Origin of the sequence: Streptomyces sp. NPDC048506, assembly GCF_040651315.1 — a bacterium.
Lineage (GTDB): Bacteria > Actinomycetota > Actinomycetes > Streptomycetales > Streptomycetaceae > Streptomyces.
Genome location: NZ_JBEZIX010000020.1, coordinates 111,465 through 125,901 on the forward strand (window position 1 = coordinate 111,465; position 14,437 = coordinate 125,901).

The following is a 14,437-nucleotide window of genomic DNA, read 5'->3' on the forward strand; positions in this document are numbered from 1 at the left end:
GTACCCGCGGACGAGGGCACCCGCGGCTGACGGCAGCGACCGCCGCTCGGCGGTCGCTGCACGTCCGGTAGCGGATGCACGTCCGGTAGCGGATGCACGTCCGGTAGCGGATGCACGTCCGGCAATCGTTGGGCGTCCGGTAGTCGCCGGGCGTCCGTTCAGTCGCTCTCGTCGAAGGCGGCGGCCCAGGTGCCGGACTCCGTGCCGGCCGGGTCGATCTCCGCCAGGCCGGTCTCCAGGGCCTGGCGGATCCGCTCCCGCTCGATGGTGCTCGACGCCATCGTCAGTGCGCACAGCGCGAAGACGTGGAGCTGGAGCATGGCGACGAAGCGCCCCAGCTCCGAGGCGACGAGGACGGCGGCACCGTCGCCGTCCGGGCACCGGTAGACCCGGCCGGACCCGCCGTCCAGCGCGATCACCGCGCCGGCCCACCGGCCCAGCCGGAAGAAGCCGCCCGTCCCGCCGCCCGGCTCCCGCTCCACGCGGGCCAGACCCGGCAGCTCGTCCGGCGACAGGGCGGCCAGCCCCTCGTCCACCGCCAACAGCTCCAGCTCCGTGCTGGTGATCGCGGGCAGCCCGATGCGGGTCAGTACCTCCCGTGCGTCGGGTGCGGTGATCGAGGCGGGCAACCCCTCCTCGGGCACTCGGCGTACCGCGCCGGAGCCGAAGAGGTCGTGCAGGACGTCCGGGCGCGGGGCGTCCCAGTCCAGGGGCAGGACGCCGTTGGTGTCACCGAACCCGGCGAGCATCGGCTCTCCGTGGACCGCCGTCGGCCCGGAGAAGTCCGCCGGGTCGGCCGGATCGATCGCGAACAGTCCGCCCATTCCGTGGACGATGACGCTCTTCCCGACCGGCAACCGCCCAGCGATGAAGGAGGGCTCCATGCCGTCGTCCACCGTGAGGCGGTCCCAGGGCTGTGTCAGACCGGTGTCCTCGCCCCGCGGCCACACCTCCTCCGCCTGCCCCTCGGAGGGCACGCCCGCGCTCCACGGGCCCGCCAGGAGGGCACCGGTGTCGGCGGCCCACACCCAGAAGCGGCGGTCCCAGGTGCCCTGGCCGGCGACGGCGGTACGGCCGCCACAGGTCACCTCGCGCACCTGGCTCAGCGGCCCCGGCACGACGCTGTCCGCCCGTGTCCCGCCCGGCGGCCGCCAGTGGGCCCAGCGCACCTTCCACGGCAGGGAGATGCCCGAGTGCTCGATGGCGGACGCCGTGTCCGCGTCCCCGCGGGCGGTGCTCATCAGGTGCAGCCATGCCGCCCACTCGGCCTGGGGCAGCGAGTCGACCCCGCTGAGCCACAGATGGGCGGCGTCCCCGGCGGGGGTTTCGGCGTCGATCAACGCCCCTGCGTCGCCGGTGCAGTTCGCCGCGTCGAGCAGCGCCACCTGATCGAGGTGCGCAACCACTGTGCCGTCCCGCTGCACCTCGTCGAAGACTCCGGCCCGTACGGCGTGCATGGCCAGACCGGACGTGGCGTAACGGCCGGTGGCGCCCGCCGCAGCCCAGCCCTCCGGGTGCCGGGAGGCGGCGCCCCACATCCTCAGGTGGCCCACCAGGTGCAGATGGGCGGCGCGGCTGCGCGCGGGGTCCGCGGAGCGGCGCAGGGCCTCCGCCGTCCGCTCGTCGCGGAACGACACGATCCCTTCGGTCAGTTCCAGCGTCGTGGAGGCCTCCTCCGCCAGCGTTGCCAGCGCGTCCTCGGTCAGCGGCGGCAGCCCGAAGCCCCGGGCCAGTTCGGCCCACACGGCGAGCGGGACCCGGCGGACTTCGGCGAGGGCGAGCGCGGTGACGGCCTCCAGGGTGTCGCCGAGCCCGCTGCTCTGCCGGTCCGGGACGTCGGGGGCCGGCCCGTCCGGCGTGCCGGGGCCGCTCTGCCGGTCCGCGGCGTCGGGGGTCGTGCGCAACGCCAGCCGGTCGCGCAGCCAGTGCTCGCCCGGGTCGGCCTCGACGAGCACCCTGGCACCGGCCTTGACGGCGAGGTCGCTCGCCAGGTCCCGGACCACCCGGCCCGGTTGTGCCGACGTCCGTGTGCGGCCCGCCCGGTGGGCGTTGCAGAGGATGATCAGTCGGCCGCTGAACTCCGCGTCCAGTGCCTCGTCCCATTCGGCGCGTCGCCAGAGGGAGTCGGTGTCCTCACCCGCCTCCGACAGCAGGTGGTCGAGGACGTCCTCCGCGGTCAGGCCGGTCACATCCACCCAGTGGGCGTCGGGTACCGCATCCCGCACCTGGGCGAGCACGGCGGTGCGACCGGAACCGGGGGCGCCGACGACCTCGGCGACCGGACGGCGCTCGGTGCCGTCCTCCCACCACTCCAGAATCCGGGCGCTCGCCCGCTCCGGCGTCACGGGCTCGTAGTCGAACTGCGGGTGTGTCATCGTTCCTTCCTGTGGGCCGCGGGCGGTGGGCCGTGAGCCGTGGGTGGTGGGCCGCGGGCGGTGGCCGGTGTTGCGGGAAGGGGGCCGCTACACCTGCTGGGCGACCGTGTTCCACAGCTTCCGGACCTTCTGGACGCGCCGGTTGATCTCCGTCTCCCGTTGTTTCTCGGCAGTGGTCTGCGGTACGGCCTTGTTCACCTCGGAGTTGATCCGGCGGAGCTCCTCCTGCGGCAGGGAGGATACGCCCAGCCGCTCGCGCGCCTCGGCCTGTTTCTCGTTCCGCAGGTCCGTGCGCGCCTGGATGGCGTCCTGGTCGGCACGGTAGGTGGTGCTGTAGAACACGGGCTGCCCGCCCAGTTTCTCACTGAGCAGGTTGGAGCAGTTCGACCTGCCGAGCCCGCCCTTCTTCTCCCCGCAGGGTTCGCGCTCGGTGTACAGGCCGGTGACCTTGTACCCCGCCTGTTCGTTGGCCTCCTTTACCCGGTTGATCCAGCCGAGCAGGTGTGCCTCCGAGTGCTGGCCGGCTTCGCCCGGGGAGTTGGGGAACGAGGTGTCCACCACGTACTCGGTGCCGTGCGGTCCCTGGACCTCGATCACCGCGTAGTTCCGTTTGCTGAAGTCGGGCAGGTGCGATTCGACGTTGTCGCCCTTGGGCCTCTTGCCCTTCTCGACGAGCTTCTCCAGGACCTTCTCGCCCGACTCCTTGTGTTCCTGCACGCCCTTGGAGCTGCCGTCCATCGACACGGGGTGCTCCGACACCCCGTACTCCTGGTGGAACGAATGGCTGAGGCGGGCGAGCGTGGAGACGACCACCATGCGCTCGCCGCGGTTGAGTTCGGAGAACCCCGGCAGCGCCCGTTCCAGACCCTCGTTGGTGAAGGTGGTCGGCTTGTGCGGGGAGGCGTCGGGGTGGTCGGCGTCACCGGCCGCGGTGCGCAGGACGTCTGCCAGCTTGCCGTCCTTGGCCCACTGTTGCAGGTGGGAGTCGACCCGGTCGTGGTCCGAGATCCGGTAGACCGGGTTGGTCTCCCTTACGTGCGCCTGGGAGTCGTCCGGCGGCAGGCCGCTGCGGTGGGTGTGGTCGGTGTCGGTCTCGCGCTCCAGGCGGGGGTCCGCATCCAGGTCCGAGGTGTCCGGCCGGGAGGCGTCGTGCCCGTCGTGGGGGTCGGAGTCATGGGCGTCGGAGTCATGGGCGTCGGAGTCATGGGCGTCGGCGTCGGGCATGTCCACGTCCGAGGTGGCGTGGGACTCGTGCTCGTCGTTCCGCCTCGGTCGTTTGCCGTGGTCGCCCTCGTCGGCGTCCTGCTCGTCGGGGTCCCGTTCGCGCTTCTTCCCGTCGCCGTTGCCCGCGGGTTCGGCGGCGGGCCGGCGGTCGTTGTGGCCTTCCGTGCCCCGGTCGTGGGGCGAAGTGTCGGGGAGGGGGCGGCGGTTGCCGTCGAGGGGGATGGCGTGGACGCCGTTGCTGCCGTCGTGGAGGGGTGTGTTGCTGGTCCTGCCGGTTTGGGCGTCGACGTAGGTGATCTTGCCGTTGTGGTTGACGACGTTCCAGGCGTGGGCGCGGCCGTTGCGGTCCTGGGTGATGATGACGGCCTGGGAGCCGTGGCCGGCGTCGCGGAGGTCGTTCTCCAGGCGGTGGAAGGCGTCGCGGCCGTTGCCGTAGTCGTTGAAGCGGGCGCCGAGGGTGTTCTCGATGCGGTCGCGGCCGTTGTTCTCGCCGCGGTCGGAGGGGGTGCCGTCGGGGTTGGTGTCGGGGGTGCGGTGGGCGGCGGCGGTGGGGTTGCCGGAGTAGGTGTCGGCGGCGGCGAGGGCGGCGTCGACGCAGTTGTTGTTGCGGCCGGGGGCGTCGGGGCCGGGGTCGTTGATGGTGTTGACCCAGTGGCCGTCGCCGGGATCGGGGTGGCGTTGCGGCGCGCCGTTCTCGTCCTTGGGGATCGAGTCCTCGACGTGTTGTTGGTGTTCGTCGGTGGGGCCTTCGAGGCCACCGGGGCGCTCGCGGTTACGGGTCTCGGAGGCGGGCGGGGGATCGGCGTGGTCGGTGGTGTCGGTGTCGGTGTCGGTGTCGGTGTCGGTGTCGTTGGTGTGGTTGGTGGTGTCGGCGTGGTCTGGGGTGTCGCTGTGGTCGGTGGTTTGTTGGTTGGTGTGGTCCGGTGAGCTGGGGGCCGGTCGGGTCCCTTGGGTGTCGTGCTCGCGGGTGTCCTGCCCGTGTGTGTCTTGCCCGTGCCCGTCGTTCCCGTGTGTGTCGTTCCCGTGCCCGTCGTTCCGGTGTGTGTCGTTCCGGTCCGTGGAGTTGGTGTCGTGCTGCTCGGGGCGGCGCGGGTCTGGTCGGTCGGTCTGCGGGTGTTGCGGGGCGGGGGCGTGGGGCCGTTGTTGCGGCGGCCGTTGGGTGTCCGGGCGGGCGCTGTCCGGGCGTGTGGTGTCGGGGCGTGTCGTGTCCGGACGTGTGGTGTCCGGGCGGCCGGAGTCGGGGCGTGGCTGGGCCGGGACGGGGCGTTGTTGGCGCGGGTCCGGGCGGCCGCCCTGTGGGCTCCGCGGGTCTTCCGGGCGGCGTGGCCCGTCGGGGCGGGGGTCGTGGGCGGGGCGGTCCGGGCGGCGCTGCTGCCCGATGTCGTGGATCGGCTGGGAGCCGTCCGGGCGGCGGTTGGGCGGGCTGCCGGGCGCACTGCTGGGGCTGCCGGTCGACGGGGGTGTGGCGCCGCGCGGCGGGGCGGCGTTCGGCGTCGCGGGGCCGCCCTGGGACGGCATCGCGGTGGGGACGCCCATCACCGGCCCCGGTGTCTGCGTGCCGTGCTGCGGTGACTGCTGTGCGGCGGTCGGAGTGCCGGTTCCGGTTCCGGTGTTGGTGTCCGGGGTGTGCTGGGTGGGCGGCGGCATGGTCGCGGTGTCGGCGGACTGGGTGGTGACGGTGGTGTCGTCGTCACCCCGCGAGTGCGGCATGGGGTCACCGGGGGAGGGGTCCCGCTGACCGACCGACGGCCCGGTGGACGGTGTGTGCGGCACCGGCGCGCCGTGGGACGGGGAGGGCACGCTGACGTGCGGTGCGGCGGAACGGCCGCCACCTGCCCCGCTCTGGGAGTTGTCCCCGTCGTGTGGGCGGGAGTCGGTGCCGGAGCTGGAGCTGGAGTCGGAGCCGCCACCGTCGCCGTAAGGGGAAGTACCGCTGCCGGGCCGCGGGTTGCCGGCGACCGGGTCGGGTGAGGGGGAGGTCTGCTGCGGCGACGAGGACGCGTCCGGGTGGGACGGACCGTCGGCGGGGGCGGCGGTCGGCTGGTGCGTGGACGCATGGTCCGGGGCGGGTGCGGGGGACGGACCGGAGTCGGCCGCGTCGGGGTGTGGGGACGGGCTCGGCGTCGGATGGGTGCTGACCGGGTCCGCGTCGGGGCGTGGGCCGTCGGGGCGTGCCGCGTCGGGAGTGGTGTCCCGGGTGGGAGTGCTGCTGTCCGGGGTGGGAGTGCGGTCCGAGGTGGGAGTGCTGTCCCGGGTGGGGCGGGTGTTCGCCGCATCCGCGTCGGGGCGCCCGGAGTCGGGAGCCGAACCACCTGATTCGGGGGTTAAGCCGCCCGTGTCGTGGGTGGGGCCACCTGTGTCGTGGGTGGGACCGCCCGAGTCGTGGGTGGGACCGCCCGGGGTGGGGGTGGGGCCGGAGTCCGGAGTGTGTCCGGAGTCCGGAGCGTGCCCCGAGTCCGGGGTGTGTCCGGAGTCGGGGGTGTGCCCGGAGTCCGGGGTGGTGGAGCCCCCGTACGGGTTGTGGTTGTTGCCTCCCGTGTAGCCCTCGTCGAACGCGGTGCGCTGGTCCGGGGGCGGCAGCGGCTGGGCCGTGGGCGTGGTGCGGCCGCCGTCCTGGCCGCCGGTGGAGCTGTCGGGCCCGGTCGTCGGGCTGCTGCTCGGGCCACCGTCCGCGCCGGTGTCGCTCATGGGGCGCGGGGCGTGCGAGGGGCCGTCGGAGCCGCTGCCCGGGCCCGTGCCGCCTCCGCCGCTCGCGGCACCGGAGCCGGCACCACTCGCGGAGCCGCTCCCCGAGCCACTGCCAGAGCCATTGCCTGATGCACCATCACCGGCACTGCCGCTGGAGCCGCTTGACCCGCCTCCGCCGTCAGATCCGCCCTGGGAGCCCGACCCACCGCCACCGTCCGAACCAGTGTGGGTACCCGATCCGCTGCCGGACCCCGATCCACTGCCGGAGCCCCCGCCGTCACCGCTCCCGCTCCCGGATCCGCTCCCGCTCCCGGACCCGCTCCCGCTCCCGCTCCCGGATCCGCTCCCGCCGTTGCTCCCGGACCCGCCACCGCCGTCGCTGCCGCTGCCGCTCCCGGACCCGGTGGATTCGCTCGATCCCCCGCCGTTCCCGCCCGCGTCCTCACCGCCGTGTTCGCCACCGCCCCGCCCCGCGGCGTGGTCCAGCCCGCTGCGCGCATGGTGGCCGGCCCGGGCACCCGCGCCGTCGCGCAGTGATTCGGCGAAGGTCTGGCCGGAGTTCTTGGCCGCATCGATGCCGGCCTCCGCGCCGGTCTTGAGGCTGCGGCCGACGTCGAAGCCCTGCTGGGCACCGAAGTTCATGTTCATGCCCTGCGCGATGGCGTCGGAGATCATGGCCTCCAGCGCGGAGACGGCGGGCTCCTTGACCGTCTCCATGATCGCCTCGACCAGGGCCTCCCGGGCTTCCTTGAGGATGCGCCGGACGATCAGGCGGGTGGCCTGGGTGGCTCCCGCGGCGCCGATCTCGGAGAGCCCCAATGTGAAGGGCGCGGCCGCCTGAGCTGCGATGATCTCCGCCGCGAGGATCGCCAATTGGGCGATCACCGCGACTTTCATCCCGATGATGACCACCGCCCCCGCGTCCATCGCGAAGGCGATCAGCTCGGCCGCCGTACGGGCGTCGTCGAGGTAGCCCGAGCCGTTGCCGGAGTACTTCTCCCAGGTCTTGCTGAAGCCCTCGATGCTGTCACCGGAGTTGGCCGACAGGACGTTGCCCGCGGCCGTGACGCCCTCGGACTGGAGCTGCTCGACGGCGTTGGCGAACTCACGCCATGCGCCGGCGGACTCGTTCATCTTGTCCTCGTCGCCCGTCGGCCAGTCGAAGCCGAGCATCTCCAGGACCCACTCCAGCCAGTCCGGCAGCATGAGTGACATGACGGTGTTCCCCCGTAGATCCTCGTAACGATGACGGAGCGTGCGGAGCGGGCGGAGTGGGCGACCCGGCGGTGCGTCGGTTAGTTAGTTGGCTAGGCGGTCAGTAGGTCAGCCGGTGGTTGTGTCGTGTCAGGTGTTGGGCGACTTGAAGTTGCTGATCAGCTGGCTCTGCGCCTCGGCGTTGGCGACGTGCTGCTTCATCAGGGAGTCGTTGAAGTCCTCGTCGGCTTGGTGGTTGTCGGCCATGGTGTTCAGGGCGCCGCCGATCTCCTGGAGCTTGGCGGCCAGATGCCCCATCGATTCGTACATGCCGTCCCGCAGGCCCTCGTAGACGACGCCGAACTTCTCGCCGATGTCGTCATCGCCCCAGGGCGGGGTGTCCTGGCCCTCCAGCCCGGTGAGCGTGTTCTTGAGCTTGTCCACGGCGGACTGGTAGCGCTCCCCGACGTTGGTGAAGTCCCTGCCCCCGGACTTCAGTGACGGAATGTCGGCCTGTAGTCCCTCTCCGGCCACAGCAGCCCCCGTTCACTCGCTCATGGTCAAACGAAGCACAACGTGAGGCAAAGTCTAGTCGCCGATCCCCTTGTGTCCTCAAGGAGTTGACTGTCACAAGGGTGTCACCGGTGCGCGGCGGCGGTGGTGGTGAGAGGCGAGAGGTGAGAGGTGAGGGCTGTCGAGTGCGGGCGCTCTCCACGGCTGTGAACGGCGTGCCCGGTGCGCCCCCGGTCACCTCCGCAAGGTGCGTGATCATCGGTTGGTGCCGGGGCGACCGGGAAGGTCGGAGATCGCATGCATCGGCCAGCCGGGGCGATGTTGTCCGGGTGGCGGACGTCTACTAGGAATATCCAAGACGTGTGCTATGAAATCCCTGACATTGCATGGCGTGCGGCGGAGCAAATGGCTTCATTCGAAGGTCGCCTTCTGGGGCGTGCGGCCGAGCTGGCGGAGCTGTCCCGGTTGGCGGAGTCCACACTCGCGGGCGTGGGGCAGGCCGGCTTCGTGGTGGGGGAGGCCGGTCTTGGGAAGACCGCGCTGCTTGAGGAGGCCGCGGCGGACGCACGGCGCAGGGGCATACAGGTGCTCTCCGCGAGCGCCCCGAATCTCGCCCAGCCATGCCCGTTCGCCGTGATCTCAAGCTGCTTGAAGCTGGAGGAGTCCCCCTCGGACGACCGGCGAGCGCAGGCCGCCGAGGTCCTGCGCGGCGATGCTCGCTACGGTGTGCCGGGCGTCAGGAGCGATGTGGCGGGGGCGGACGCCGCGACGATCGAGGCGATGGTCGGGCTGGTCGAGGACCTGTGCGCGAAGGGGCCGCTGGCCCTGTTCCTCGACGATCTGCAGTGGGCCGATCCGGCGAGCCTGACCGTGCTGCACAAGCTGGTGCGTTCGGTGCATCAGTTGCCGCTTCTGGTCGTCGGCGCCCACCGGCCCGTGTCCGGAGCGGGGGACCTCGCCCACCTGTCGCGGAGCCCGGTCGCCGGCAACCGCACCCTGCTGGAACTGGCACCACTGGATACCCGGGCCGTTTCGGCCCTGCTGGCAGATCTGTGCGGCCGGGAGGCCGGCCCGCGACTGCGGCGGATGTCCGAGGGAGCCGCCGGAAACCCGCTGTACATCACGGAGTTGATCGCCGCGCTCCAGCGCGAGCACGCCATCGAGACCGGCGGGGCCACGGCGGAGATCTCCGCCGGCTGTGTGCTGCCGCCACTGACCGCATTGGTGACGCACCGGCTTCGTTACCTGCGTGAGGACGTGCTGCATATGCTGCGCACCGTCTCTGTACTGGGCGCCGGCTGCACCACCGTCGAACTCGCAGAGGTCATGGACATCCCGATACGCGACCTGCTGACCGCCATGGCGGAGGCCGAGGAGTCAGGGATCCTGAAGGACACCGGACAGTGCCTGCGCTTCCGTCATGAGCTCATCCGGGACGCGCTGTACGACGCCGTGCCGGGGTCGGTCCGGGCCATGCTGCACATGAGAGCGGCGCAGCGTCTCGCCGAGGCCGGCGCGGCTCCTGAACGCGTTGCCGAGCACCTGCTCCATGGGGTGCCGAGTCCGGGATTCCTGATCACATGGCTGGAAAGGTCCGCGGCCCGGCTCACCACGCGAGCCCCGGCCATGGCTCTGCGGCTCCTCACCACGGCGCTGGAAATCGGCGACCCCGCGGACACCGGGTACGGCAACCTCCGTCTCCACCACGCCGTCGCGCAGCTCTCCTGCGGCCACCTCCCGGAGGCAGAGGAGAGTGCCCGCTCCGCCCTGGCCAAGGCACCCGAGTCCGGGCTGGAATCCGTGCTGCGCTGGATCGTCATCCAGGCCACGTTCGCCCGCGGCCGCCCCGACCTGGCGCTGGCGGAGGCGCGGGCCGGATGCCGGAGCCCCGGTGTGGTGGCGATCGAGCGGGTCCGGCTCCAGGCGTTCAGCGCGGTGTGCCTCTTCGCGCTGGGCGATCTCACCGAAGCCGGCGCGGTCGCCTCACGTGCCCGGTGCGCCGCCGACGAGGCCGGTGACAGTTCGGCTCTGGCCAGCAGCCTGCATGTCCTGGCTGCCAAGCGCTTCCTCGAAACGCCGGACGCCGAAGCGGTCGGACTGGCGCGGCAGGCCTCCCGCCTCACCCCCGACACGATGCACCCCGCTCAGTGGCTGGGGCTGCAACTCTCCCTGGTCAACTGCTACATCGATCTCGACCTCGGGCCCGACGCCCAGCGGACCCTCGCCGCCGTACGAAGACCGGCGGAGCGCATCGGCGGGGTGTTCCTGCCCTGGTACCACCTGTCCTGCGCGCTCCTGGCCTTCCATACAGGGCGCTGGGACGACGCGCTGGCGGAGGTCGAAGCAGGTCTCGACTGTGGAGACCAGGCCGCGATGAGCCGGGCGCTACGGGCGATGGCGGCGGTGATCGCCGTACACAGAGGCCGGCGCCCCCTTGCCGAAACACACCTGACCGCCGTGCTGCCCGAGCTCGACAACGCGACGGTCGCCGCCTTCTACGAGTACCTGCCGATGTGCGCGGGCGCCCTGCTGGACGAGGCGCGGGGCGATGACCGGCGCGCGTACTCCCGGCTTGCCGAGGCGTTCGACGAGGGCGTCGGCCATCTACCGGGCCAGCTGATCCTGGGCTTCCTGACACCCGATCTGGTCCGACTCGCCCTGGCCCAGGGGGATCACGACAGCGCACGGCGCTACGCCGCCGCCGCGCAGCGACGAGCCGAGGACAGCGGCGGCCTCTACCACCTCGGCGACGCCTACCGCTGCGAGGGGCTGCTGAGCGGGGATCCCGATCTGCTCATGGAGGCGGTCCGCTGCTATCGCAACGCACCGCGGCCGCTCAACGCGGCACACGCCTGTACCGATGCGGCCGAAGCGCTGGCCCGCCGCGGCCGTCTGGACGACGCCCGTCTCCTGCTCGACCAAGCGCTGGAGACGTTCACCCGGCTCGGCGCGGTCCGGGACGTGGCACAGGCGACGTCCCGGCTGCGGGCGGTCGCCGTCCGCCGCGGCTCACACCGGTCCCGAACCGGCGTACGCGACGGCTGGCAAGCACTCACGCATACGGAACGCCTGGTCGCGGAGCACGTGGCCGAAGGGTGCTCGAACCCCGAGATCGCGGCTCGGCTGTCCATCGCCCGGAGCACCGTCAGCACCCACGTCTCCAGCATCCTCAGAAAGCTGGCGATGACCTCGCGGGTGGAGATCGCCGCGGAGGTGACCCGTCGGCAGAGGTCCGGACGGCCGCCTTCCGAGGACTGACCCTGCGGTGCCCGGCGCAGGGGAAGGGTGCGGCGGGCCGACGCGTTGTTCCCCGGCTCCGTTCGCCGAGGCCGGGGAACCGTCCGACGGCGTGCCGTCGGATCACGAGGTGGCGGGCGGTGCACCGGTCACCGGTTGTCGACGCACTCCTTGGCGGTGCTGTCGCTCGTGCACAGCACCAGGTTGCTGCTGAGGTCGTCGGTGCCGTCGACGGCGGGGAGCGTGGCGGTGCCGTCACCGGACCACTTGTCACCGAGGTCGTTGGTGAACGTCCACTTGCCCGTCACCGTCTTCATCAGCTGGCCTCGCATCGCCCAGCTGTAGTTGTTCGGCTTCACGGATATCTTGTTGGCGTCGCTCACGGTGTTGGTCTGGGTCCAGGAGTGCTCGTAGCGTGCGCTGATCGCGCTGCTGACCTTGACCGAGACGACTTCGATGTTGACCCCGACCTCGCTGGTGACGGTGATGGAGCTGCCCACCGTGTTGGACTCGGACGAGGTCTGCGTCCAGGTGATGGTCCGGTCCGCCGGATCGGTGCTGTTGTTCCACACGTTGGAGCTGACCCGCTTGAGGTTCCCCACGGACGCCACGCTGTCGCCGGTGACCGTGTAGTCACAGGACTTGATGATGCTGGAACTGTTGCTGCACTGCTTGAGGGCGTACGCGGTGGCCAGATCCGACAGGGTGGGGCCCGTGGACCCCGGGCTGGGCGTCGGACCGATGATCCACTCCTGGTTGCTGCGCCCGTGGCAACCGTCGATGCCGACCGTCGTGCCGTCGTTACCGCTTCCCCCGAACACGTCCATGCACTTGTCGGTGTTGACGTTCCGGATCAGGTAGTAGCCGCCACCTCCGTCCGAGGGCTGCAGATACCAGTTCTGCTTGGTGTTGGTCGGGTCGCAGTACACCGGCTCGACGAGATGGTTGTTGTCGGTGTTGAAGTCGAGGCACTTCTGCGTCTTGTCGTTGCGGATCAGGAAACTCCCGTCACCGTTGGGCAAGATGCTCCAGTTCGCCATCGGCGTCTTGTTGACGACGATCTCGGTCCCGTAGTCGGGCGAGTCCTTCGCCAGGTCCAGGGACGGCGCGAGGCCGTCTGCCTGGGGCAAGCGCGGTGACAGGGACAGGCCCGCCAAGGCGGAGGAGTCCGCATGGGCCGTTCCGGTCGTCAGCGGAGACACCGACGTGGCGAGCGTGGCGAAGGCGACCGCGGCGAATGCGGCCATCGTGCGCCGCACCGGCCCGTGAGGGGTCGACTCGGTGATCATGATTGGTCTGTTCTCCTTCGGCAGTTCTTGCCTGCGGGGCGGGTTCTATGACCGGCCCCTTACGCCGCAGCAAGGCAGCAACCTCTCCGAAAGGGGGAGGAAGCATCCGGCCCCCGGCCGTGGTCCGCTGCGGCGGTGTCAACGTACGGGCGGCCACGCGGTGATACATCCGTCAACTGATGGAGGCTTTCGGGACGGATGGCGGCGGGAGACTGCGCGAGTACATGACGTCAGGCCCCCATCAAGCCCCCCGTCAGGCCCCCGTCAAGATCGCGTCAGTCCGGCGCCAAAATGCTCGCGCACCGGGCTCCACGCCCCGCCGTGCCCCGTAGCGTCCGATTTCGGCCAACAGCACGGACCAGGTGACGAGCCGGGTCCGGGACCGGACGCGACGGGGGAACGGCACACATGTCATCCGAGCACTTCGAGGCACACCCAGAGGGCATAAGGGAGTTGGCCGCGGAGTTCAGCACCGCGGCGGACGAGATCGACAACCGGCTCCAGGGGTTCGCCGCCCAGGCCGGGCAGATCGGCACCGCCTTCGGACTGCTGGGCGCCTGCACGGGAGTCACCAGCCAGTACGCGGAGATGCTCGTCCACACCGAAGAGGGCCTCGCCGAACTCGCCGCCCTCTTACGGCACTCCGGCTTCGGTCTGGAGCACTCCGCCGCCAACTACGACGCCGTCGAAGCGGTCACCGTCTCGTCCATGGGGGGTCGGTCGTGAGCCTCAACAGCTTCCTGGTCGACAAGATCACGCCGGTCCTGGAGACGATCGGCATCCCCTGGCCCGGCGGCGACCCGGAGACCCTGCGCGACCTCGCCGCGGGCTGGCGCAGCTTCGGTCAGGACCTCCACCAGACCGCCGAACACCTCAACGGCAAGGTCGACTCCGTCGTCGGCGGCACCTGGAAGGGGCAGGCGGCCGAGTCCTTCAAGAAGCACTGGCAGCAGCAGTACAAGGCGCTCCAGGACACCTCGAAGAACTTCGAGGAGGTGCGGAAGGAGCTGGCGGCCTACGCGGACGAGGCCGAGGCCATCCTCAAGGAGATCGTCGAAATCGCCCTGGAGATCGCCGAGATGGAGCTGGCCGGGGCGCTGCTGACGGTGGTCACGGCCGGCATCTCGGACGCGGTGGCCGCCGCGGCCTCCGGCGCCCGGGCGATGAAGATCATCAGCCTGGTGGAGAAGTTCGCGGGCCTGGCGACCCGGGCCGAGGAGGCCGTGCTCAAGCTGGTCGGCGACTCCAAGACCCTGATCCGTATCGTCAAGGGCCTGTCCAAGCTGCTCGGCGACGCGCTCAAGAACACCGCCATGAACTACGCGGGCACGGTCGGCACCAAGCTGGCCACCGGCGACCCCAGCCAGGGCTTCGGCCTCGGCTGGCAGGACCTGCAGAACGCGGCGGTCGCGGGCACCGTTGCCGCCGGCCCCGGCGCGCTGGGCAAGGCGTTCGCCCCGATGGGCAGGCATGCGGCACCCGGCATGGCGGGCAAGCTCCTGAACGGCGACGGGCTGACCGGAGGCGCCGCGGCCGCCCAGAAGATCGCCTCCGGCGCGGTGGGCAGCGCGGCCGGCACCGCGGTGGCCGAGCAGTTCGACCCGAACGCCACGACCGTCGGAGCCGACGCCGCCACCAGCTTCATCACCGGCGGCCTGGGTGCCCACCGGGCCAACAACTTCCCGGGGAACCACGGGACCGATGGCGTGCAGGGGCAGATCCACACCGGCTATGAGATCGGCGCCAACGGCATCACCTACGCGGAGGGGGGTGCCGTGGAGACCACGATCAACAACGGTTCCGGCCTGCCGAAGGCGGGGAAGGCGATGACCGACGAGGACGGCGCCGTGCACCTTCCGGAGGAGTGATGCGCAAGGGCGGCACGGGCCGAAGGCGGCGGACGGACGGAGCGCCTCC

Annotated in this window: 7 protein-coding genes; 3 read left to right on the forward strand and 4 right to left on the reverse strand. The window is 71.3% G+C overall.

The window, feature by feature from the left end:
• Positions 1-158: 158 nt before the first annotated feature.
• The 3 genes from AB0C96_RS18525 to AB0C96_RS18535 all read right to left on the reverse strand — a co-directional run bounded on the left by AB0C96_RS18525 (position 159) and on the right by AB0C96_RS18535 (position 8,015).
• On the reverse strand, positions 159-2,375 hold the full coding sequence (locus tag AB0C96_RS18525; protein ID WP_362918686.1) for an SUKH-4 family immunity protein: 2,217 nt from the start codon (positions 2,373-2,375) through the stop codon (positions 159-161).
• A gap of 87 nt (positions 2,376-2,462) precedes the next feature.
• Positions 2,463-7,502 (reverse strand): toxin glutamine deamidase domain-containing protein, encoded by a 5,040-nt coding sequence (locus AB0C96_RS18530; RefSeq protein WP_362918688.1) that lies wholly within the window; start codon positions 7,500-7,502, stop codon positions 2,463-2,465.
• 129 nt (positions 7,503-7,631) lie between these two features.
• On the reverse strand, positions 7,632-8,015 hold the full coding sequence (locus tag AB0C96_RS18535) for a hypothetical protein (protein ID WP_362918690.1): 384 nt from the start codon (positions 8,013-8,015) through the stop codon (positions 7,632-7,634).
• A 384-nt stretch (positions 8,016-8,399) separates the two neighbouring features.
• On the opposite strand from AB0C96_RS18535, the gene AB0C96_RS18540 reads away from it, so the two are divergent.
• Positions 8,400-11,252, forward strand: coding sequence for an AAA family ATPase (locus AB0C96_RS18540; protein WP_362918691.1), 2,853 nt, complete (start codon positions 8,400-8,402; stop codon positions 11,250-11,252).
• Between the two features lie 128 nt (positions 11,253-11,380).
• Here the strand turns inward: AB0C96_RS18540 and AB0C96_RS18545 are convergent, their stop codons facing one another.
• A complete protein-coding gene (locus AB0C96_RS18545; RefSeq protein ID WP_362918693.1) occupies positions 11,381-12,520 on the reverse strand; it encodes a ricin-type beta-trefoil lectin domain protein in 1,140 nt (379 codons plus the stop codon).
• Positions 12,521-12,928: 408 nt separating this feature from the next.
• Between AB0C96_RS18545 and AB0C96_RS18550 the strand changes: the two genes are divergently transcribed.
• The gene (locus tag AB0C96_RS18550) at positions 12,929-13,246 is read left to right on the forward strand and encodes a hypothetical protein (protein ID WP_362918695.1); all 318 of its coding nucleotides are present in this window, start codon (positions 12,929-12,931) and stop codon (positions 13,244-13,246) included.
• Positions 13,243-14,388 carry a WXG100 family type VII secretion target gene (locus tag AB0C96_RS18555; RefSeq protein WP_362918697.1) on the forward strand — a complete coding sequence of 382 codons (1,146 nt, stop codon included), beginning with the start codon at positions 13,243-13,245 and terminating at the stop codon, positions 14,386-14,388. Before AB0C96_RS18550 ends, AB0C96_RS18555 begins: the two co-directional genes overlap by 4 nt.
• The last annotated feature ends 49 nt before the right edge of the window (positions 14,389-14,437 follow it).

Excerpts from the sequence above, each read along its gene's own strand:
- AB0C96_RS18525 (WP_362918686.1), bottom strand. The coding sequence starts at position 2,375 with ATGACACACCCGCAGTTCGACTACGAGCCCGTGACGCCGGAGCGGGCG.
- AB0C96_RS18530 (WP_362918688.1), bottom strand. The coding sequence starts at position 7,502 with ATGTCACTCATGCTGCCGGACTGGCTGGAGTGGGTCCTGGAGATGCTC.
- AB0C96_RS18540 (WP_362918691.1), top strand. The coding sequence starts at position 8,400 with ATGGCTTCATTCGAAGGTCGCCTTCTGGGGCGTGCGGCCGAGCTGGCG.
- AB0C96_RS18545 (WP_362918693.1), bottom strand. The coding sequence starts at position 12,520 with ATGATCACCGAGTCGACCCCTCACGGGCCGGTGCGGCGCACGATGGCC.
- AB0C96_RS18550 (WP_362918695.1), top strand. The coding sequence starts at position 12,929 with ATGTCATCCGAGCACTTCGAGGCACACCCAGAGGGCATAAGGGAGTTG.